A 22591-nucleotide genomic window follows, 5' to 3' on the forward strand; every position below is an offset into this window, starting at 1 on the left:
CGTAGAGGATTCAAGATGGCTACTGGAAAGATTATCCAGGTAATCGGCGCCGTAGTGGACGTCGAGTTCCCTCAGGATGCCGTACCAAAAGTGTACAACGCTCTTGAGGTAGAAAACGGTACCAATAAGCTGGTGCTGGAAGTTCAGCAACAGTTGGGCGGTGGCGTGGTTCGCTGTATCGCAATGGGGACCTCTGATGGTCTGCGTCGTGGTCTGAAAGTCACTGACCTGGACCACCCGATTGAAGTACCGGTAGGTAAAGCTACTCTGGGCCGTATCATGAACGTATTGGGTGAACCAATCGACATGAAAGGCGATATCGGCGAAGAAGAACGTTGGGCGATTCACCGTCCGGCGCCAAGCTACGAAGATTTGGCCAACTCCCAGGATCTGCTGGAAACCGGTATCAAGGTTATGGACCTGATCTGTCCGTTCGCTAAGGGCGGTAAAGTCGGTCTGTTCGGTGGTGCGGGTGTGGGTAAAACTGTAAACATGATGGAGCTGATCCGTAACATCGCGATCGAACACTCCGGTTATTCCGTGTTTGCAGGCGTGGGTGAGCGTACTCGTGAGGGTAACGACTTCTACCACGAAATGAACGACTCCAACGTACTGGACAAAGTATCCCTGGTTTACGGCCAGATGAACGAGCCACCGGGTAACCGTCTGCGCGTTGCTCTGACCGGTCTGACCATGGCGGAGAAATTCCGTGACGAAGGCCGCGACGTTCTGTTGTTCGTTGACAACATTTACCGTTACACCCTGGCCGGTACCGAAGTGTCCGCACTTCTGGGCCGTATGCCATCTGCGGTAGGTTATCAGCCAACGCTGGCGGAAGAGATGGGCGTTCTGCAAGAACGTATCACCTCAACCAAGACCGGTTCAATCACCTCCGTACAGGCCGTTTACGTTCCTGCGGATGACTTGACTGACCCGTCACCAGCCACCACCTTTGCTCACTTGGATGCAACCGTGGTACTGAGCCGTAATATCGCTTCTCTGGGTATCTACCCGGCCGTTGACCCGCTGGATTCCACCAGCCGTCAGCTGGATCCGCTGGTAGTTGGCCAGGAGCACTACGATGTAGCGCGTGGCGTGCAGTCTATTCTGCAACGCTACCAGGAACTGAAAGATATCATCGCAATCCTGGGTATGGACGAGCTGTCAGAAGATGACAAACTGGTCGTATCCCGTGCGCGTAAAATCCAACGCTTCCTGTCTCAGCCGTTCTTCGTGGCAGAAGTCTTCACCGGTTCTCCGGGCAAGTTCGTATCGCTGAAAGACACCATTCGTGGTTTCAAAGGCATTATGGACGGCGACTATGACCACCTGCCTGAACAAGCGTTCTACATGGTTGGCGCCATTGAAGAAGCAGTGGAAAAAGCCAAGAAACTGTAACGTCTTGAGAGGAGGGTGATATGGCTATGACTTACCATCTGGATGTAGTCAGCGCGGAAAAACACATGTTTTCCGGCCTGGTGCAAAAGATCCAGGTGACAGGTAGCGAAGGCGAACTGGGGATTTTCCCTGGCCATGCGCCGCTGCTGACTGCCATCAAGCCTGGCATGGTGCGTATTGTTAAACAACACGGTGAAGAAGAGTTCATCTACCTGTCCGGCGGTATCCTTGAGGTACAACCGAGCGTGGTCACCGTGCTGGCTGACACTGCTATCCGTGGAACGGACCTCGACGAAGCGAGAGCGCTGGAAGCCAAGCGTAAAGCTGAAGAGCATATCAGCAGCTCTCATGGCGATGTCGACTATGCTCAGGCATCTGCAGAACTGGCGAAAGCGATCGCGAAACTGCGCGTTATCGAGCTCACCAGAAGATCGATGTAATATTTTGGCGTGTGCATAACACAGCTAAAATTAAGAAAGCGGCCTATTCGGTCGCTTTTTTTTTGCTTTAAAATAAGCGTTTCAGCCCGGTGGACATTGTGGTGTATAACCCCCGAGAGAGGCTAAAAATGTCTCCGATCGCCGACAGTTCTGCCCGCGCCGGGGTTGCGTGAGTGGTAACTACGGCGTGCCTAGTGCCCCATGGCCTGCGCCGGGTTCGTGCAGAGAAATATGTAGTAATATCGTCACTAAAGGGTTCTACTTTCGTCTATCAAAATGGAGTTATCAGGTTGCTTATGTCGAACAGCGCAATGAGTGTGGTGATCCTCGCCGCGGGCAAGGGAACACGCATGTATTCCGATCTTCCCAAGGTGTTACATCCGTTGGCCGGTAAGCCGATGGTGCAGCACGTCATTGATGCCGCGATGAAACTGGGCGCGAAAAACGTCCATCTGGTGTACGGCCACGGCGGTGAGCTGCTGAAAAATACCCTGACCGACAGTGCACTGAACTGGGTACTGCAGGCTGAGCAATTGGGTACCGGCCACGCCATGCAGCAGGCTGCACCGCACTTTGCCGATGATGAAGACGTGCTGATGCTGTACGGCGACGTCCCGCTGATATCTGTCGATACCTTGCAGCGCTTGTTGGCGGCGAAGCCACAGGGCGGCATTGGTCTGCTGACCGTTAAACTGGCTGACCCTAGCGGTTACGGTCGTATCGTGCGTGAGAACGACAAGGTAGTGGGGATTGTTGAGCACAAGGACGCCAGCGAAGCCCAGCGCGAAATTAATGAAATCAATACCGGCATTCTGGTGGCCAACGGACGCGATTTAAAGCGTTGGCTGGGAATGCTGAACAACGACAACGCGCAGGGTGAGTTCTACATCACCGATATCATTGCGTTGGCGCATGCCGACGGCAAGACAATTGAGGCGGTACATCCTTCACGCCTGAGCGAAGTGGAAGGCGTGAATAACCGCCTGCAACTGTCGCGGCTTGAGCGCATCTATCAGGCAGAACAATCCGAAAAGTTGTTGCTGGCCGGCGTAATGCTGCTGGATCCGGCGCGTTTTGACCTGCGCGGGGAACTGGTGCACGGTCGCGATATCTCTATTGATGCCAACGTGATTATTGAAGGATCGGTCACGCTGGGCGATCGCGTGAAAATCGGTGCCGGCTGCGTACTGAAAAACTGCGTAATTGGCGATGACTGCGAGATCAGCCCGTATAGCGTATTGGAAGATGCGGTGCTGGCAGCGGAATGTACCGTGGGGCCATTTGCCCGTCTGCGCCCGGGCGCGGAGCTGGCGGTGGGCGCTCATGTCGGCAACTTCGTCGAAATGAAAAAAGCGCGCTTGGGCAAAGGTTCCAAAGCGGGCCATCTGAGCTACCTGGGCGATGCCGAGATTGGCGACGATGTGAATATCGGCGCCGGTACCATCACTTGTAATTATGATGGCGCCAACAAGCATAAAACCATTATCGGCGACGGCGTGTTTGTCGGCTCCGATACCCAACTGGTGGCCCCGGTTTCGGTCGGTAAAGGCTCCACCATCGCCGCCGGTACCACGGTTACCCGTGATATCGGGGAGGATGAACTGGTGCTGAGCCGCGTCAAGCAGGTGCATATCCAGGGTTGGCAGCGTCCGGTCAAGAAAAGATAGCCCTTCATCTTTCGAGCTGCAGCGTTGTTGGCTTCATGCCAGAACCCCAGTCACTTACCTGAGTAAGCTCCTGGGGATTCTGACACTTGCCGCCTAGCTGCAACCCGAAATCTATTGGGCTGAGGCATAAATAATATGTTTTGTATTGCGCTCTAATGATGAGCCCAATACAAAACATAATAATCCCCATTCTCTACAGGCTCGGGGACGCACGGTAAAAACCGGCAAAATCAGGTCAAGACATCGAAAGCGCCCTGAAAGGCGTTTAATTAGGAATACAACTGATGTGTGGAATTGTAGGCGCAGTAGCGCAACGTGATATTGCAGAGATTCTGTTGGAAGGTTTACGCCGTCTTGAATACCGTGGCTACGACTCAGCCGGTTTGGCGGTGGTGGATGCGCAAGGGAACGTCAACCGTTTACGCCGCGTGGGCAAGGTTAATAAATTGGCCGAAGCCGCTGAACAACATGAATTGCATGGGGGCACCGGTATTGCTCACACCCGCTGGGCAACGCACGGTGAGCCTACCGAAGCGAACGCGCACCCGCATGTTTCTGATTACATCACGGTGGTGCATAACGGCATCATCGAAAACCACGAACCGCTGCGTGAACTGCTGATCGAACGTGGTTATCACTTCAGCTCCGAGACCGATACCGAGGTGATTGCTCACCTGGTGCATTGGGAACAGCGCCAGGGCGGTAGCTTACTGGAAGTGGTGCAACGGGTGATCCCACAGCTGCGCGGCGCTTACGGCACCGTGGTGATGGATAGCCGTGACCCAAGCGTGCTGGTGGCAGCACGCTCCGGCAGTCCGTTGGTTATCGGTCGCGGCGTGGGTGAAAACTTCCTGGCCTCCGACCAACTGGCCCTGCTGCCGGTGACCCGTCGCTTTATCTTCCTGGAAGAAGGCGATGTGGTGGAGATGACCCGTCGCACCGTCAGCATTTTCGACAAGCAGGGCAACGCCGTTGAGCGTCCTGAAATCGAATCCCAGGTGCAGTACGACGCCGGTGATAAAGGCGCTTACCGCCACTACATGCAAAAAGAGATTTACGAACAGCCGCTGGCGCTGAAGAACACCCTGGAAGGGCGTTTCAGTCAGGGAAAAATCAACCTGAGTGAGCTGGGCCCGCGTGCCGATGAACTGCTGGCGAAGGTACAGCACGTGCAAATCATTGCCTGCGGTACTTCATACCACTCTGGCATGGTTGCCCGTTATTGGTTCGAGTCCCTGGCCGGTGTGCCTTGTGACGTCGAGATTGCGTCTGAATTCCGTTATCGCAAATCTGCCGTGCGTCCGGGTAGCCTGATCATCACGCTGTCGCAATCGGGTGAAACGGCCGATACCCTGGCAGCGCTGCGTTTGTCGAAGGAGTTGGGTTATCTCGGTTCGCTGGCGGTGTGCAACGTAGCCGGTTCTTCACTGGTGCGTGAATCCGATTTGGCGCTGATGACCAAGGCCGGGACCGAAATCGGCGTGGCTTCCACCAAAGCCTTCACCACCCAGTTAGCGGTGTTGTTGATGCTGGTGGCGCGTTTGGGCCGTCTGAAAGGCATGGCGGAAAGCGTTGAGCATGAAATCGTGCACGGCCTGCAGGCATTGCCGGCGCGTATCGAACAGATGCTCTCGCTGGACAAAAGCATTGAAGCGCTGGCAGAAGGTTTCTCCGACAAGCATCACGCGCTGTTCCTCGGCCGTGGCGATCAGTACCCGATTGCCATGGAAGGTGCGTTGAAGCTGAAAGAGATCTCTTATATTCACGCGGAAGCCTACGCGGCCGGTGAGTTGAAGCACGGCCCGCTGGCGTTGATCGATGCCGATATGCCGGTGATCGTGGTAGCGCCGAACAACGAACTGTTGGAAAAACTGAAATCCAACATCGAAGAAGTTCGCGCACGCGGCGGCCAGCTGTATGTGTTTGCCGATCAGGATGCCGGTTTCGTCAGCAGCGAAGGCATGACCATCATTCCATTGCCGCATGTGGAAGAAATCGTGGCACCGATCTTCTACACCGTGCCGTTGCAGCTGCTGTCTTACCACGTGGCGCTGATCAAAGGCACCGACGTTGACCAGCCGCGCAACCTGGCTAAGTCTGTCACCGTAGAGTAATACGCTGCTGTTAATCTCTAAAAGCCGGCCACTGTGCCGGCTTTTTTCATGGCGGGATCAAATATGACAATAGTGCGACAACAGCGATAAAAGTTGTCATATTCAAGCGAATAGAAGCGATGCAAAGGGTTTTTTTATTGATTAATTACTGAGTGATTTTGTATTTAACCATTTGATTTTAAATTACTAATCATCATGATTTCCCTGCTGTAATATAACTGTCATATTTCGTACATTTTACTGTCACCAAACTGTCCTATTTTCCCTCCTGCAGCAATACTTACTCTGATGAAAACGACTCAAAGTCGATTTTTGAATATCCCATTAGGAGGGATTATGAAACTGATGCGTACCACCGTCGCCAGTATTGTGGCAGCGACTTTCTCCCTGACCGCCGTGTCCGCGTTCGCTGCTGCTAGCCTGACCGGTGCAGGTGCGACATTCCCCGCTCCGGTGTATGCCAAGTGGGCAGATTCTTATCAGAAAGAAACCGGCAACAAAGTTAACTATCAGGGCATCGGCTCTTCTGGTGGCGTGAAGCAAATCGTCGCCAATACCGTTGACTTTGGTGCCTCCGATGCACCTTTGAGTGATGACAAGCTGGCGGCCGATGGCCTGTTCCAGTTCCCTACCGTGATCGGTGGCGTGGTGCTGGCCGTTAACATCCCGGGCATCAAATCCGGTGAGCTGACCCTGGACGGGAAAACCTTGGGTGATATCTACCTGGGCAACGTGAAAAAATGGAACGACCCGGCGATCACCAAGCTGAACCCAGGCGTTAAGCTGCCGGATCAAAACATTGCAGTTGTGCGTCGCGCTGACGGCTCGGGCACCTCTTTCGTGTTCACCAGCTACCTGTCTAAAGCCAACGCGCAGTGGAAAGAGAAAATCGGCGCAGGCTCTACCGTCAACTGGCCAACCGGCCTGGGCGGCAAGGGTAACGACGGCATCGCCGCATTCGTACAGCGTCTGCCAGGCTCCATCGGTTACGTTGAATACGCGTATGCCAAACAAAACAACCTGGCATACACCAAGCTGATTTCTGCCGACGGCAAAGCGATTAGCCCAACAGAAGAGAGCTTCAGCGCCGCCGCTAAAGGCGTTGACTGGAGCAAAACCTTCGCCCAGGACCTGACTAACCAGAAAGGTGACAACGCCTGGCCAATCACCTCCACCACTTTCATCCTGGTGCACAAAGAGCAGAAAAACCCGGCTCAGGGCACCGAAGTCCTGAAGTTCTTTGACTGGGCGTACAAAACCGGCGCCAAGCAGGCTAACGACCTGGATTACGCCACGCTGCCGAACGAAGTTATCGAGCAGGTGCGTGCAGCATGGAAAACCAACGTAAAAGACAGTTCCGGTAAAGCGCTGTACTAACAACGCAGGGGCGCGTGAATCGGCGCGCCCCACTTAGTTTTTCAGGGCTCAACCCGGTTGGGCCTGCCAGGGTTAACACAGAGAGTGATCTATGGCTGAGTACAAGCCGACCATTAAAGCACCGAGTAAAAATGGTGACGTCATCTTCAGCGCGCTGGTTAAACTGGCGGCGCTGATTACCCTATTGTTGCTGGGCGGCATTATTGTTTCGCTGATCTTCGCCTCCTGGCCGAGCATACAGAAATTCGGTTTCTCCTTCCTGTGGACCAAAGAATGGGACGCGCCTGCTGAGCAGTTCGGTGCACTGGTACCGATCTACGGCACCGTCGTCACCTCGCTGATCGCATTGATTATCGCCGTCCCCGTCAGCTTCGGCATTGCGCTGTTCCTGACCGAGCTGGCGCCAAACTGGCTGAGACGCCCGCTGGGCATCGCCATTGAACTGCTGGCGGCGATCCCGAGTATCGTTTACGGCATGTGGGGCCTGTTCGTGTTTGCCCCGCTGTTTGCCGAATATTTCCAAACCCCGGTCGGCGACGTGCTGTCCGGCATTCCGATTGTCGGTGAGCTGTTCTCTGGCCCGGCGTTCGGTATCGGTATTCTGGCTGCCGGGGTGATCCTGGCGATTATGATCATTCCTTACATCGCCGCCGTAATGCGCGACGTGTTCGAACAAACCCCGGTGATGATGAAAGAGTCGGCCTACGGCATCGGCTGCACCACCTGGGAAGTGATTTGGCGTATCGTGTTGCCGTTTACCAAGAATGGCGTGATTGGCGGCGTGATGCTGGGGCTGGGCCGTGCGCTGGGGGAAACCATGGCGGTGACCTTCATCATCGGTAACACCTACCAGCTCGACAGCGCTTCACTGTATATGCCGGGCAACAGCATCACCTCTGCACTGGCCAACGAATTCGCCGAGGCGGAATCTGGCGTGCACACGGCTGCGTTGATGGAGCTGGGGCTGATTCTGTTTGTTATCACCTTTATCGTGCTGGCGCTGTCGAAGCTGATGGTGATGCGCCTGGCAAAGAATGAGGGACGCTAACGTGACGACTATGGATATGCAAAATAGCGTAGCGCTGCTGGAAAGCCGCCGCAAAATGCAGGCCTGGCGCCGCCAGAAGAACCGACTGGCACTGTTCCTGTCGATGGCGACCATGGTGTTTGGCTTGTTCTGGCTGGTGTGGATCCTGTTCTCCACCGTGACCAAGGGCATCGACGGCATGTCGCTGGCGCTGTTCACCGAAATGACCCCACCGCCGAACACTGCGGGCGGTGGCCTGGCTAACGCCATCGCCGGTAGCGGCCTGTTGATCCTGTGGGCCACCGTTTTCGGTACGCCGCTGGGCATCATGGCGGGCATTTACCTGGCGGAATATGGCCGCAAATCCTGGCTGGCGGAAGTTATTCGCTTTATTAACGACATCCTGTTATCGGCACCGTCAATTGTTGTGGGCCTGTTCGTGTACACCATCGTGGTGGCGAAAATGGAGCACTTCTCCGGTTGGGCCGGGATCATCGCGCTGGCGCTGTTGCAGGTCCCGATTGTCATCCGTACCACAGAGAATATGTTGAAGCTGGTGCCGGATACGCTGCGTGAAGCCGCTTACGCGCTGGGCACGCCGAAATGGCGCATGATTTCCGCCATCACGCTGAAAGCCTCGGTCTCCGGCATTATCACCGGCGTGCTGCTGGCGATTGCGCGTATCGCCGGGGAAACCGCCCCGTTGCTGTTTACCTCGCTGTCGAATCAGTTCTGGAGCACCGACCTTATGCAGCCGATCGCCAACCTGCCGGTGACCATTTTCAAATTCGCCATGAGCCCGTTCGCCGAATGGCAACAACTGGCCTGGGCAGGGGTACTGTTGATTACCCTGTGTGTACTGCTACTGAATATCCTGGCGCGAGTGGTTTTCGCCAAGAAAAAGCATTCATAAAATTTTGAGCGCTGCCGTGGCGGCGCTGATGAAAAGAGAGAAGTCTTGATGAGTATGGTTAACGACGCTTCCAGCAGCAAAATTCAGGTACGCGATCTGAACTTCTACTATGGCAAATTCCATGCGCTGAAAAACATCACGCTGGATATCGCCAAGAACAAGGTCACCGCGTTTATCGGCCCGTCCGGCTGCGGCAAATCTACCCTGCTGCGCACCTTCAACAAGATGTATCAGCTGTACCCAGAGCAGCGTGCCGAAGGTGACATCCTGTTGGATGGGCAGAACATTTTGACCGACAACTCGGATATCGCCCTGCTGCGTGCCAAGGTCGGCATGGTGTTCCAGAAGCCGACGCCGTTCCCGATGTCGATTTACGACAATATCGCCTTCGGCGTGCGTCTGTTTGAAAAGCTGTCACGCGCCGACATGGATGAGCGTGTGCAATGGGCCTTGACCAAGGCGGCGCTGTGGAACGAAACCAAGGACAAGCTGCACCAGAGCGGTTACAGCCTGTCCGGCGGCCAGCAGCAGCGTCTGTGCATCGCCCGCGGCATTGCCATTCGTCCCGACGTGTTATTGCTGGACGAGCCTTGTTCGGCGCTGGATCCGATTTCCACCGGTAAAATCGAAGAGCTGATCAGCGAGCTGAAGTCTGACTACACCGTGGTGATCGTAACCCACAACATGCAGCAGGCCGCGCGTTGCTCCGACTCCACGGCATTTATGTATCTGGGCGAACTGATCGAGTTCAGTGATACTGATAATCTGTTCACCGCGCCACAGAAAAAACAGACCGAAGACTACATCACCGGCCGTTATGGTTGATAGGATGCATCATGGATAACCTGAATTTAAATAAGCACATTTCCGGCCAGTTCAACGCAGAACTGGAGCATATCCGCACCCAGGTATTGACCATGGGCGGGCTGGTGGAGCAGCAACTGACCGACGCTATCACCGCGATGCACAATCAGGACGGCGAATTGGCCAAACGCGTGATTGAAGGCGACGCCAAGGTCAATATGATGGAAGTGGCGATCGACGAAGCCTGCGTGCGCATCATTGCCAAACGCCAGCCGACCGCCAGCGATTTGCGCCTGGTGATGGCGATCATCAAAACCATTTCCGAGCTGGAACGTATCGGTGACGTGGCGGACAAAATTTGTCGCACCGCGCTGGAGAAATTCTCGCACCAGCACCAGCCACTGCTGGTCAGCCTGGAGTCACTTGGCCGCCATACCGTGCAGATGCTGCATGACGTGCTGGACGCCTTCGCGCGCATGGATCTGGATGAAGCGATCCGGATTTACCGCGAAGACAGAAAGGTCGATCAGGAATATGAAGGCATCGTGCGCCAGTTGATGACCTACATGATGGAAGACACGCGCACTATCCCCAGCGTGCTGACCGCGTTGTTCTGCGCCCGTTCGATCGAGCGTATCGGTGACCGTTGCCAGAACATTTGCGAATTTATCTTCTACTTCGTCAAAGGTCAGGACTTCCGTCATATTGGCGGCGACGCGTTGGAAAAACTGCTGTCGTCCGACGGAAAAGACGAACAAAAAGAGTAATTTCCACTAAGCGTTACCCCCTAAAGGCGCAGAAAACTCAGACTGCTGACAAAGCTCGTTATTAGGGAGAGCGTGCCGAAGGGGTCGTAGCGGCTTGTCCGCCGGAGCGCCCCTCGGTGCGCTAGGCCCGGGTATCTCGGGTTCAAAGACAACTTTGCATCAAACTCAGGCGCAGAACACTGCGCCTTTATGCTGTTTAAAACCCTTAAAGATAAAAAGGTTATAAATATAGCTTTTTATATTATTTCCTGACCTAAGTGGGTCTTGCTAGCTTAGCAGCCAGCAGGACATCAACCCCTTAGGAGCACCTCATGAAACATCGCGCTTTGGCCTTAACCTTATTAGCCAGCCTGACCAGCCTCGCCACCGGTGCCGCACATGCGGACAAACTCGACGACATCAAGAAAGCCGGCGTAGTGCGTATCGCGGTGTTCGACAGCAACCCGCCGTTCGGCTATATCGACCCGCAAAGCAAAAAGCTGGTGGGCTACGATGTGGATGTCGCCGATGCGATCGGCAAGGCGCTGGGCGTGAAAGTTGAGTTGCGTGCCACCAACCCGGCAAACCGTATTCCTTTGCTGGTCTCGAAAAAGGTCGATCTGATCGCCGCCAACTTCACCATCACTGACGAGCGCGCCAAGGAAGTGAACTTCAGCGTGCCGTATTTCGCCACCGGCCAGAAATTCATCGCCCATAAAGGCGTACTGAAAACCCCGGAAGACATCAAAAAACTGCGTATTGGCGCGGACAAAGGCACGGTGCAGGAAATTACCCTGCGTGAACATTATCCGACGGCGAAAGTGATTTCTTACGACGATACCCCGCTGGCGTTTGTGGCGCTGCGTAACGGTAACGTGCAGGCGATCACCCAGGATGACGCCAAACTGGTGGGGCTGCTCGGCAACCTGCCGGCCGCTCAGAAAGCGGACTTTGAGATCTCGCCGTTCAGCATTACCAAAGAGTACCAGGGGGTCGGTATTCCCAAAGGCGAGGATCGCCTGACCGCCAGCGTTAACGACACGCTGATCAAACTGGAAAAAGACGGCGAAGCGGTGAAGATCTACAATCGCTGGTTCGGCCCGGAAACCAAAACCGCTCAACCGCGCGGTGACTTCACCATCGCTCCCCTGGATCAGCAGCCAAAGGCCTGATTCAGCAGGGCGTGAGACCAGAACGGAGGGGCGCAGCTTGCTGCGCCCCTGGCGCATTCTGCAATACAAGGATTAGGCATGAATCTGCAACAACTCTCGGACTGGCTGCTGGCGCCGCAGTATCTGAGCTGGTTATGGAATGGCTTCCTGCTGACGCTGTGGCTGTCCGCCTGTGCGAGCCTGGCAGCCACGCTGCTGGGCTTTTTACTGACGGCAATGCGTGACAGTCGCCTGCGGGTGCTGCGCTGGCTGGTGGTCGGCTACAGCTCATTGTTTCGCAATACGCCGCTACTGGTGCAACTGTTCTTCTGGTATTTCGCCGCCGGGCAGATCCTGCCGTCCGCCGCCATGCAGTGGCTGAATACGTCACATCAAATTGGCCCGCTTGAGTGGCCGTCGTTTGAATTTCTGGCCGGTTTCTTCGGCCTGACGCTTTACTCCAGTGCTTTTATCGCCGAAGAGATCCGTTCCGGCATCCGCGGCGTCGCCAGTGGGCAAAAATACGCGGCTAACGCGCTGGGGCTGACCGGCTGGCAGGCAATGCGCTATGTGGTACTGCCGCAGGCGCTGAAAATCGCCATGCCACCGTTGCTGGGCCAATACATGAACGTGATCAAAAACTCCTCGCTGACCATGGCGATCGGCGTAGCCGAGCTTTCTTACGCTTCGCGACAGGTGGAAACCGAGACGCTACGCACCTTCCAGGCGTTTGGCGTGGCGACGCTGTTGTACATTGCCATCATTGCGCTACTGGAAGGCTGGGGCATGTGGCGGCAGCAACGTAAACCGCTGGGAGGGCATTAAGATGGATTTCAGCATCATTTACGACAACCTGGGCTATCTGCTGTGGGGCACCTGGCCGGACGGACCGTTGGGGGGCGCGGCGCTGACGCTGGCGATCAGCCTGATGGCTGGGGTGGCTTCGGCTATTCTCGGCACGTTGCTGGGGGTTGCGCTGGCGATGTCACGCGGCGTGGCGGCCGGGCTCCTGGCGGCGGTACTGGGCTTTTTCCGCGCTATCCCGGTGATCATGCTGATTTTCTGGACCTATTTCCTGCTGCCGATCGTTTTTGGCGTGGATATTCCGGAAATTACCACGGTGGTCTGTGCCCTGGCGCTGATCGCCTCAGCCTATCTGGCGCACGCGGTGAAGGCGGGTATTGCCGCTATCGGCCCGGGCCAGTGGCAGGCCGGGTTATCGCTGGGGCTGACCCGCTGGCAAACCCTGTGGCTGATTGTGTTGCCACAGGCGTTGCGCATGATGGTGCCGTCGTTTATCAACCAGTGGATTTCACTGATCAAGGACACCTCCCTGGCTTATATCGTCGGCGTCAGCGAACTGACCTTCCTGGCAACCCAGGTCAACAACCGCAGCATGGTGTATCCGATGGAGGTGTTCCTGTTTATTGCCCTGGTGTATTTCGTGTTCTGTCTGGCGTTGGATCTGCTGGCCAATGCCGTCAACCGCCGTTACCGCCCACAGACTCGGGCATTAAAACGTTCATGGCGCTGGTGGCGTAACAAACCGCCGTTACCGGCGAGTTAATACTGATTTGTCGTACTGCTCCTCACCGGACGCAGACTGACTGATTGCGTGCTCCCGTAGGTGTATTTTGCTGGTGTTCGACTACACACTAAAGCAAATAAAGGGAGTTACTCAATGAAAAATAAAATGATAAAAATGGCGTTATGCGCCACGGCTTTATGGGGCGGACAGGCATGGAGTGCCGTAGGTTTTAACGTGATCTGCGATTACTCACATACCTTGCCTGACGATGCCATTTTGTACCCGCAGAAACCGGGTGAAGCGATGTTGCATGATTTTTTTGGCAACACCGGGGTTGATGCGTTTACCACCACCGAGTCATTGGTGAAAAATCCGCAAACAACCTGCCATTCCAGCGCCGACCGTTCGGCCTATTGGACGCCTTCTTTGCGGCGCGGTGAAGAAATCATCAAGCCGAAGATGCAGAAGACTTACTATTGGAACCAAGATGAACGGGCGAAGATCCACCCGTTCCCGCCAGGGTTGCAAATGTTGGCGGGCGACCATATGGGGGTAAAACCTAATAGTCACGTCGATTATCTGTGCTCCGGTAATGGATATACCCAAACCGTGCCGCAAAGCTGTTCGAAAAAGAATGAAAATGGCCAATATCAATTAAATATCAATGTGCACTTTCCTTTCTGCTGGGATGGCAAAAGTCTGAAGCCGGATGTGGCTAATCACAAAATGAACGTGGTTTATCCCTTAAATGGCAGTTGCCCGACCAGCCATCCCATCACGCTGCCCGAAATGCATCTTAGCGTGGTGTATGAGCTGGGGAACAATCCTGATGTCTCGCAGGCACAGCTTTCTCTGGATCCGGTGTGGGAAAATGGGCAATGGCAAGAGAAATGGGGAAGTCTCTACACGGCCCATGCGGACTTTATCAATGGCTGGAAACCCGAAGGTCTGCAATTTGTGGTGGATAACTGCATGAATAACAACGTTGATTGCAACGATCGTGTTCCATTGGCGCAAAGTCCGACGCTTGCCGATGTGTGGATTGATCCACAAGGCAAGGTTAATGCCACGGATAAAAACCTTCGGTTAAACAGCGGCGATACCCTGATGATTAAATTGGCTATCCCCGAAAACGTTGACAGTCTTCTGGGGGATTACCCGCACTCCAAGATAGAGCTCCACAATGTCGGTGGCTATACCCAGGGGGAAGGGACCGGGCAACAGTGGTTGTCGATGTTTGCCGCCGATAGCCATTGGAATGACAGTGATAATCTGCCCTCAACGGCAAACTGCAGCGACCGCTTCGTGGGTTTTCTGGTGGTGCAAAAATGGGATCATCCCGGTGCGCGCTTTAGTGATTTCACCGGTTATGCCAAAGAGCAGCTAGCGGCAGGCAAGAAAGAAATGGCAGTTTGTGTCCGGAATGCGGAACAAGGGAGTGAACTGAACTTCTTCTCCCGCGAAAGCGAATTGGGCGCTAAATTGGTATGGCGTTAACGTTTAAGCGGTAAGGGCGGCGATGTGCAATGAGGGGCCGATAACCCCTTGCTTGAAACAGCCACCTGGGTGACTAAAAGGGGCCTGCGGTTAACGCCGTTACGGCCCTTTTTTGTTGCCTGGATCAGCGAGTCAGCTGCCAGCCGCGTTCACGCCATAGCGCCGGCAACTGTGCCAGATCGTCGAATGCGGTGACCAGCGGATGATCGATCGGCTTGTTATGCGGATCGGCGCAGAAGTAAAATACCGGGATCCCGGCGGCGATCCCGGCCTGCGCGCCGGCAGCGGAGTCGTCTACCAGAATGCAGTGTTCTATCGGCACCTGCATTTTTTCAGCCGCGTGGAATACGATCGCCGGATCGGGTTTCCAGCGCTGAATGTCATAGCCGCTGAACAACCGGTCATCAAAATAGTGCAGCATGTCCGTCAGGCCGAGCGAGTGTTGCATTTTGCTGACCGGGCCGTTGGAGACGGTACACATCGGTACCGCCACCTGCGCCAGCAGCTCGCGTGCCCCGGCGATTTGTTGCAGTTCGCTGTCGAACAAGCGCGCGACTTCCTGACGGTACAGCGGTTCAAGCTCTTCCTTCGCCAGCGTGACGCCGTGTTCCGCATTAACCTGTTCGATTATTTCGTACAGCTTCACCCCTTTGTATTTTCTGAACACCTCGTCCAGCGACAGGTGAATGCCATAGTGGGCAAACATGTGCACATAGGCTTTGCTGCACAGCACTTCGCTGTCCACCAGCGTGCCGTCGCAATCAAACAAAATACAGTCAATCTGGTTCATCAGCGTCAGTGTCCTTCGGTTAAGCAGTGATAATGCCACTTTAACCGCATCAGGCAGGATTGCGACCCCTTAATCCCGGTTTGCCGATGAATATCAGTAAATACAATCTGTTGGCGCCTATAGCCGTAAAGACGGCGAAAAAAACCTGTGACCGGCATCAAAACCCTGACTTTTTGTTATAGGATAGCCGGCGACTCTCCATTCCCTTCTTCGGAATTCTGATAATGAGCAAACAAGTCACTGGCCTTGACGTTGAGCAAGGCTTGCTTGGGCGTGTGTTTAAACTCAAGCAACATGGCACTACAGCGCGTACGGAAACGATTGCCGGTATTACTACCTTTTTGACCATGGTGTATATCGTGTTCGTTAACCCGCAAATCCTGGGCGCGGCGGGCATGGATACGCAGGCGGTATTTGTGACAACCTGCCTGATTGCCGCTTTCGGCAGCATTTTCATGGGGCTGCTGGCGAACCTGCCGGTCGCGCTGGCACCGGCGATGGGCCTTAATGCGTTTTTCGCCTTTGTGGTGGTTGGCGCGATGGGCATTTCATGGCAGATCGGCATGGGCGCCATTTTCTGGGGCGCGGTCGGTTTATTGCTGCTGACCATTTTCCGTGTTCGTTACTGGATGATTGCCAATATTCCCATGAGCCTGCGGGTGGGCATTACCAGCGGTATCGGTCTGTTTATCGGCATGATGGGGCTGAAAAACGCCGGCATCGTGGTGGCTAACCCGGACACGCTGGTGACCATCGGCAGCCTGACTTCGCACAACGTGCTGCTGGGCGCACTGGGCTTCTTTATCATTGCGATATTGTCTTCACGTAACTTCCATGCGGCGGTGCTGGTTTCTATCGTGGTCACCACGCTGATCGGTTGGGCGTTGGGCGATGTGAAATACGGCGGTGTCTTCTCGATGCCTCCGAACATTACCTCGGTCGTGGGCCAGGTTGATCTGGCTGGGGCGCTGAATATTGGCCTGGCGGGGGTGATTTTCTCCTTCATGCTGGTCAACCTGTTCGACTCCTCCGGCACCCTGATTGGCGTGACCGACAAAGCCGGTCTGACTGACGACAAGGGCAAGTTTCCACGCATGAAGCAGGCGCTGTATGTCGACAGCATCAGTTCGGTGGCCGGCTCGTTTGTCGGTACCTCTTCCGTTACCGCCTACATTGAAAGTTCCGCCGGGGTGTCCGTTGGCGGACGCACCGGCCTGACCGCGGTGGTGACCGGTATTCTGTTCCTGTTGGTGATTTTCCTGTCGCCGCTGGCGGGCATGGTGCCGGCTTATGCCGCTGCCGGTGCGCTGATCTACGTTGGCGTGCTGATGACCTCCAGCCTGGCACGGGTGAAGTGGGATGATCTGACCGAAGCCGTACCGGCATTTGTGACGGCGGTAATGATGCCGTTCAGCTTCTCGATCACCGAAGGCATTGCGCTGGGCTTTATTTCCTACTGCGTGATGAAGCTGGGGACCGGTCGCTGGCGCGAAATCAGCCCTTGTGTAGTGGTGGTAGCGCTGCTGTTTGTGCTGAAAATCGTGTTTGTCGACGGCCATTAATGTGACCAGGGCCGACGTTAGTCGACCCTGTTATCTCAGGCTCCCGGGGTTGCATCGGGAGCCTGCTGCAACATCCACTGTAAAGGCCGTTTGAAACGCGCCTGCCAGCCGCCATTAGGGTCCTCTCCCTGGGAAAAGTGCAACGTCTCTACCTGGTTATTCTCGCTGAACAGATTGGCGAAGTGCATCGCCAACGCCTGATCGCTGAAGTTTTGCCGATCGTAGTACGCCACCACCAGCCGTTTATGGGTCGCCAGCGATTGCTGTGCCTGTTTGATCTCGCCATTGGGGGCAATCAGCAGTGCGCCGGCATAAAGCTGTGGGTATTTGGCCAGCAGATTGGCGGCGTGCAGCGCTCCCTGGCCGCGAGCGGTGAGGTAGATCTGTTGCGGATTGAGTTTTAACTCCGCCGTCACCGGCTGCAAAGCCCTCTGAATCGCGCTTTGGGTACTTTCGTCACTGTAGTTAGACCAACGGAAACTGTTTTCCGACAGCATCTGGGTACCGTTGATCTCAACATAGGCCACGCCCATCTCACTGAACAGCAAACGCTCTTCGGGAGTGATGCCGGCGCTTTTGCCATAGGTATGCAGGAAGACTACCGTTGGCCAGCCTCCTGGGGGCGGCGTGCCGTCCGGGATGGCGTAGCTGGCCTTGCCTTCGAACCAATGAGCATGTTGCAGATAACGGGCCTTGGTGACCGCCAGGATCGATTGATAGGTGCTGCTGTGCTGGATACTGTTGAAGGCGTCATCCTCCAACAGGTTGTAGTAATACCACAATCCGCGATCGGCGCTCAGTTGCAGATAGCGCTCCGCCAGTTCGGTTTGGCCCTTTTCCGCCGAAGAGGCCGCCAGTTGGTAGGGCGCCCATATGTTCCGTCCGTCCTCACGCATCAGCGTCAGATACAGCGACATGGCCTCGATCTTTTTGTCTTCCTGACTCTGAGCGGCGCGTGGGTATTGGGCATTCAGTGGGCTATGTACCGGCAGCTCGATCGGCTCTTCTCCGGCGGGATAACGCATTTCTGCGGCGAATAATGGTCTGGTGATGAAAGCCAATAATATGGCTAAAATGAAAAAATACATAATTTAATGACTTTATTTTTAATGGGTTGGCGAAGCATGTCTCATTGAAATGACGCCTTCAGTCGAGTTGTTGCTGAAGGCGTCTATAAAAAGGATTTACTTCAGGCGACGAATGTAATCGCTGAATGCCGACAGTTGACCTGTCAGGAAATCCAATGTGCCCTGGTCGATCAATTCGCCCGCCTGCGCATCCACTTTATTCTGGATCACGCCGCCCATAAATTCCGGCTTGTTCATCACCATGGCATCGAGAAACACCAGGATCTGGCGCAGATGATACTGGCAACGCGCGCCGCCAATAGGCCCCATAGAGCTGGTCTGAATGGCTACGGGTTTTCCGGCTAACGGTTGGTTCGGCAGGCGGGACAGCCAGTCGATGGCGTTTTTTAACCCGCCCGGCACCGAGTAGTTATATTCCGGGGTGACGATGATGACGCCGTCTGCCTGACGGATTTGCTCTGCCAGCGCTTCCACCGCGGCGGGGAAACCTTCTTCCTGTTGCACATCGGCATCATACAGCGGGATATCACGGATTGAAGGAAGCGCTTCTACGGTGACGCCTTGCGGCGCGAGGCCTGGCAGGGCATTGGCCACCATGGCGTTGTACGAACCTTTACGCAAGCTGCCGAGCAGGGTGACGATTTTTAATGCTTGGTCTGACATGGTGATTCTCCCTTTCGAATGAACAGATTCAGCTTAGAACATAGCGAGATAGTAGGGCAAAGCGGGAGGCGAGAATAGACGATTGCTGAATATTTAGCTGACTTTACAGTTTTATGCAGGAATTTATCCGTTAAAGAAAGTTTTATCTTAGGATTTCGCCACAAACCACCGATGTCAGCGGTTAAGCGCCAGACTGGTCAATTTGACAAAGCGGGTGGAAATGGCCGGGGTACGCTGGGAGATTTCGCCGTGCTTCTGTAGCCCTTTATTCGCGTCGTAATGCCAGCATATCAAGCGGTCCAGGCTGGGTTCGCGCGCGCAGGCCCAGCTCAGATATTCGTCAGCATCACTCATCACCTGAACCTGGGGAGTGATACGGGAGCGCAGATGGCCGGAAAAAGGGTGCAGCAGCAGCGTTGATTGCCCGCTGTTGCCCAGGCCGGAAATTTTCAGCACGCTTTGGCGGATACTCCAGAGTTGGGTTTCCGCCTCCAGCCGATCGTATTGCGCGCTGATCCAGGCACTTTCTGCCGGCGTTTGATGTTGGTCTTGCAATCTTTTCTGCTGCCCGCCCCGGGCGCGCATGACTTCGATATCCAGCCCCACTTTGCCTTCCTCGCTTAGCAACACCCCCACCGTATCGCTGGCGTAGGCCAGGCTGAAATCGGGCAGGTGGTTGTCGACAAAACAGGGACGGCCGGTGGGCGTGGTGGCGATAGGAGGCAATGTCGGCAAACCATAGAGATAAAACATCATCTCAGCGAGCAGGATGCGGCCCTGCAGGAAGCGTTGGCGGCGTTTAACGGAAAAAGCCGCGGTTGCAGCAACCACCTCGGCGGTGAGTCTCCGGGTATCCAGTGCGGTGGCGTTGGGGATCCATCGGGCAAAATGACACGCCATTCTTCACTCCATGACAGAAGGGGCTCTGAAAACGCAGGGAGATTAGATTAAGCATAAGTCGAGGATTTATCATTAAAAAACAGTATGCGTTTTATCCTATTTATCTGTTTGAGTAATATCATTATCTGGAGCGGCATCACTCCACCATTGGATCATCGAGGCGTTTGGCGTCAGATCAAAATGGGATTTACCGAGCAGATGATTGAGGATACGGGCAGATCGCCAGGCCATCAGGCTGAGCCCGCCCTCGGCGCTGCCGTGGCTATGTATACCGGCATTCACCGCATAAATGCGATTCTGTTCTGGCCCCTGCCACTCAAGATTAAAATCCGGTTGCAGCGGTAAATGCTGTTTATCGTCGAAGGGAATGCGCGGCAACAGAGGTTTGAGGCAGGCGGGGAGTGAAGGACGATAACCTGTCGCGAGAATAACGACGTCGGCATTGAATCCTTCCTGGCGATTTTCCAGGCCGTGTCGGGTACGCAATTGGAATCCTTTACTCGTCGGCTCGATCGCCAGCAGAGTGCGATGCGGCAAAAGACGCACGTTGCGTGGCTGGTGCATCACATCGAAACGCATATACAGTTCGCGGTACAGCGTGCGCAGCGTATGGTTGCTGATCCCGTCGGCTGGCAGTTTTTGCGTTCTGATTTCGCGTTCGCGGATATCCTGCGGCAGAGTATAAAAATAATCGACGTATTCTGGGGTGAAGTATTCATTGGTGAAGGCGGACTCATCCAGCGGCTGGAAATTCGGCCGCCGGGAGATCCAGTCGAGCTGTGCCGGTTCACCCCAGTGACCACGCAGCGCGTTCAGAAAAATGTCGGCACCGCTTTGGCCACCACCGACCACCGTCACCCTCTTATCTGTCAGGTCCGGATTACGAATGGCGATTTCGGCGGCATGCAGGCAGTTTTCACCCAGCGCGGGATAAAATTCCGCCGGCAACCAGGGATCATGGCCAGTCCCCAGGCAGATGTTCTTCGCCCACAGGGTTTGGTTGATAGTGCGCACTTCGAACAGCTGTTTGTCATCGTCAAAATCAATACTTTCGACCGACTGTGAAAACTGTAACCCTTCTAATCTATCACAGGCCCAGCTCAGGTAGTCTGAGAACTCTTCGCGGCTGATAATCTGTTGCTCGGTAATCAAAAAACGATAAATCTTTTTTTGCTCGACCAGGTAATTGATAAAAGAGAATTGACTGCGAGGCGTCACCGCTGTGACCAGGTCCTGCAGTACATAAGTCTGCATATAAGCGGATGGCAGCAGCATGCCGGGGTGCCAACGGAAGCTGGCGTTGCGATCGAGAAAAGCATAATTAAGGGCACCACTTTCAGAGGCCAGAGCAGCCAGGCTGAGATTGAACGGGCCCAGGCCGACGCCGAGTAAATCCAGTGGTTCATGCATTTTTTCTTATCTCTTGGACGGAAATCGATGAGATAAGCTTAGGTGAATTTTGGCAAGGAGGGGGAGATAGCGGGCGTTGTTCTGACGCCCACTATGGGTTATTTACCGATGCAGAAGCTGGAGAAAATGCGCCCCAACAGGTCATCTGAGGTGAATTCACCGGTGATTTCACTCAGCGCTTGCTGTGCCAGTCGCAATTCTTCGGCCAGCAACTCCCCCGCGTAAGCGCTCACTAACTGTTCTTTGCCCTCGACCAGGTGCTGAGCCGCTTGCTCCAGCGCCTGCAGGTGGCGACGGCGCGCCAGGAAACCGCCCTCCATATTGCTGGTGAAGCCCATACTCTGCTTCAGGTGGTCTCGCAACAGGTCGATACCTTCACCGGTACGGGCTGACAGACGAATAAGTGAGTGACCATTTACTTCTGTCATACCCAAGGTTTCACCGGTAATGTCGGCTTTGTTACGTACCACGGTGATCGGCAGGCAGTGCGGCAGGCGTGCCATAAATTCCGGCCAAATCTCTGCCGGTTCGGTCGCCGCCGTCGTCGTGCCATCAACCATAAACAGCACGCGGTCTGCCTGTTCGATCTCGTTCCACGCACGTTCGATGCCGATACGCTCCACTTCGTCGCTGGCTTCGCGCAGACCGGCGGTATCGATGATGTGCAAAGGCATGCCGTCGATGTGAATATGCTCGCGCAGCACGTCGCGAGTGGTGCCGGCGATATCGGTGACGATAGCCGCTTCGCGGCCGGCCAATTCGTTCAGCAGGCTGGATTTACCGGCGTTAGGCCGCCCGGCGATCACCACTTTCATCCCTTCACGCAGCAGGCTGCCCTGGCGCGCTTCTGCGCGTACGTTGTCCAGATCGGCCATGACACCGTTGAGCTGTGCTTCGATTTTACCGTCAGACAGGAAGTCGATTTCCTCATCCGGGAAGTCGATCGCCGCTTCCACGTAGATCCGCAGGTGAGTAAGTGCTTCCACAAGGTGGTTGATGCGGGTGGAGAATGCCCCCTGCAGCGAGTTCATGGCCGAACGCGCCGCCTGCTCTGAGCTGGCATCGATCAGGTCGGCAATCGCCTCGGCCTGTGCCAAATCCAGTTTGTCATTGAGGAATGCGCGTTCGGAAAATTCACCGGGCCGTGCGATACGCACGCCAGGCAGCGCCAGCACGCGTTTGAGCAACAAATCGAGGATCACCGGCCCGCCGTGACCTTGCAGTTCCAGCACGTCTTCGCCGGTAAACGAGTTAGGGCCGGGAAACCACAGCGCGATCCCCTGATCCAGGGTGGCGCCTTCGGCATCACGGAATGGCAGGTAATCGGCGTAACGCGGCTTCGGTAGTTTGCCGAGCAGGGCCTGGGCGACGTCTTTGGCGCCACGGCCGGAAATACGCAGAATGCCGACGCCGCCGCGTCCCGGCGGGGTGGCTTGGGCTACGATGGTATCGGTGGTGCTCATAGTGATTCTCTCTGACGATTCAATATGCAAAAAGGCGGTCTTAATGACCGCCT

20 protein-coding genes are annotated in these 22591 nt (G+C 55.2%); 14 read left to right on the top strand and 6 right to left on the bottom strand.

Annotated features, from left to right (window positions below):
• Positions 1-15 precede the first annotated feature (15 nt).
• From atpD to ACGS9J_RS21120, 13 genes are all read left to right on the top strand, one after another.
• On the top strand, positions 16-1398 hold the full coding sequence (gene atpD / locus ACGS9J_RS21060; protein ID WP_442232707.1) for a F0F1 ATP synthase subunit beta: 1383 nt from the start codon (positions 16-18) through the stop codon (positions 1396-1398).
• A gap of 20 nt (positions 1399-1418) precedes the next feature.
• Positions 1419-1838: a F0F1 ATP synthase subunit epsilon gene (locus tag ACGS9J_RS21065; protein ID WP_004950490.1), complete on the top strand. Its 420-nt coding sequence runs from the start codon at positions 1419-1421 to the stop codon at positions 1836-1838.
• Between the two features lie 296 nt (positions 1839-2134).
• Positions 2135-3505: a bifunctional UDP-N-acetylglucosamine diphosphorylase/glucosamine-1-phosphate N-acetyltransferase GlmU gene (gene glmU / locus ACGS9J_RS21070; RefSeq protein WP_442232708.1), complete on the top strand. Its 1371-nt coding sequence runs from the start codon at positions 2135-2137 to the stop codon at positions 3503-3505.
• Between the two features lie 284 nt (positions 3506-3789).
• On the top strand, positions 3790-5619 hold the full coding sequence (glmS, locus tag ACGS9J_RS21075; RefSeq protein WP_442232709.1) for a glutamine--fructose-6-phosphate transaminase (isomerizing): 1830 nt from the start codon (positions 3790-3792) through the stop codon (positions 5617-5619).
• Positions 5620-5955: 336 nt separating this feature from the next.
• Positions 5956-6996 (top strand): phosphate ABC transporter substrate-binding protein PstS, encoded by a 1041-nt coding sequence (gene pstS / locus ACGS9J_RS21080; RefSeq protein WP_442232710.1) that lies wholly within the window; start codon positions 5956-5958, stop codon positions 6994-6996.
• A gap of 91 nt (positions 6997-7087) precedes the next feature.
• Complete coding sequence (gene pstC / locus ACGS9J_RS21085; protein WP_269935209.1) at positions 7088-8044, top strand: phosphate ABC transporter permease PstC; 957 nt, start codon at positions 7088-7090, stop codon at positions 8042-8044.
• 1 nt (position 8045) lies between these two features.
• Positions 8046-8936: a phosphate ABC transporter permease PstA gene (pstA, locus tag ACGS9J_RS21090; protein ID WP_442232711.1), complete on the top strand. Its 891-nt coding sequence runs from the start codon at positions 8046-8048 to the stop codon at positions 8934-8936.
• A gap of 48 nt (positions 8937-8984) precedes the next feature.
• Positions 8985-9761, top strand: a complete 777-nt coding sequence (pstB, locus tag ACGS9J_RS21095) for a phosphate ABC transporter ATP-binding protein PstB (protein ID WP_442232712.1) — start codon at positions 8985-8987, stop codon at positions 9759-9761.
• 11 nt (positions 9762-9772) lie between these two features.
• Complete coding sequence (gene phoU / locus ACGS9J_RS21100; RefSeq protein WP_442232713.1) at positions 9773-10507, top strand: phosphate signaling complex protein PhoU; 735 nt, start codon at positions 9773-9775, stop codon at positions 10505-10507.
• Between the two features lie 311 nt (positions 10508-10818).
• Entirely contained in the window at positions 10819-11658 is an 840-nt protein-coding gene (locus tag ACGS9J_RS21105; protein WP_044554285.1) for an ABC transporter substrate-binding protein, read from the top strand.
• 78 nt (positions 11659-11736) lie between these two features.
• Positions 11737-12462, top strand: coding sequence for an amino acid ABC transporter permease (locus ACGS9J_RS21110; RefSeq protein WP_442232714.1), 726 nt, complete (start codon positions 11737-11739; stop codon positions 12460-12462).
• A gap of 1 nt (position 12463) precedes the next feature.
• Entirely contained in the window at positions 12464-13204 is a 741-nt protein-coding gene (locus ACGS9J_RS21115; protein ID WP_442232715.1) for an amino acid ABC transporter permease, read from the top strand.
• Between the two features lie 60 nt (positions 13205-13264).
• Positions 13265-14662, top strand: coding sequence for a DUF1996 domain-containing protein (locus ACGS9J_RS21120; protein WP_442232716.1), 1398 nt, complete (start codon positions 13265-13267; stop codon positions 14660-14662).
• A 124-nt stretch (positions 14663-14786) separates the two neighbouring features.
• Here ACGS9J_RS21120 and yieH read toward each other — a convergent pair whose 3' ends face one another.
• Complete coding sequence (gene yieH, locus ACGS9J_RS21125) at positions 14787-15452, bottom strand: 6-phosphogluconate phosphatase (RefSeq protein WP_442232717.1); 666 nt, start codon at positions 15450-15452, stop codon at positions 14787-14789.
• Positions 15453-15676: 224 nt separating this feature from the next.
• Here yieH and ACGS9J_RS21130 point away from each other — a divergent pair, with 224 nt between their 5' ends.
• Positions 15677-17014 carry an NCS2 family permease gene (locus ACGS9J_RS21130; RefSeq protein ID WP_442232718.1) on the top strand — a complete coding sequence of 446 codons (1338 nt, stop codon included), beginning with the start codon at positions 15677-15679 and terminating at the stop codon, positions 17012-17014.
• 35 nt (positions 17015-17049) lie between these two features.
• Here the strand turns inward: ACGS9J_RS21130 and ACGS9J_RS21135 are convergent, their stop codons facing one another.
• The 5 genes from ACGS9J_RS21135 to mnmE form a co-directional block, all read right to left on the bottom strand.
• Entirely contained in the window at positions 17050-18102 is a 1053-nt protein-coding gene (locus tag ACGS9J_RS21135) for a hypothetical protein (RefSeq protein ID WP_442232719.1), read from the bottom strand.
• Between the two features lie 96 nt (positions 18103-18198).
• Positions 18199-18765, bottom strand: coding sequence for an NADPH-dependent FMN reductase (locus tag ACGS9J_RS21140; RefSeq protein ID WP_442232720.1), 567 nt, complete (start codon positions 18763-18765; stop codon positions 18199-18201).
• 174 nt (positions 18766-18939) lie between these two features.
• Positions 18940-19665: a 4'-phosphopantetheinyl transferase family protein gene (locus tag ACGS9J_RS21145; RefSeq protein ID WP_442232721.1), complete on the bottom strand. Its 726-nt coding sequence runs from the start codon at positions 19663-19665 to the stop codon at positions 18940-18942.
• 96 nt (positions 19666-19761) lie between these two features.
• Entirely contained in the window at positions 19762-21075 is a 1314-nt protein-coding gene (locus ACGS9J_RS21150; RefSeq protein WP_442232722.1) for a lysine N(6)-hydroxylase/L-ornithine N(5)-oxygenase family protein, read from the bottom strand.
• A gap of 98 nt (positions 21076-21173) precedes the next feature.
• Positions 21174-22538, bottom strand: coding sequence for a tRNA uridine-5-carboxymethylaminomethyl(34) synthesis GTPase MnmE (gene mnmE, locus ACGS9J_RS21155; RefSeq protein WP_442232723.1), 1365 nt, complete (start codon positions 22536-22538; stop codon positions 21174-21176).
• Positions 22539-22591: the final 53 nt, after the last annotated feature.

Source organism: Serratia quinivorans, assembly GCF_052113645.1.
Lineage (GTDB): Bacteria > Pseudomonadota > Gammaproteobacteria > Enterobacterales > Enterobacteriaceae > Serratia > Serratia quinivorans_B.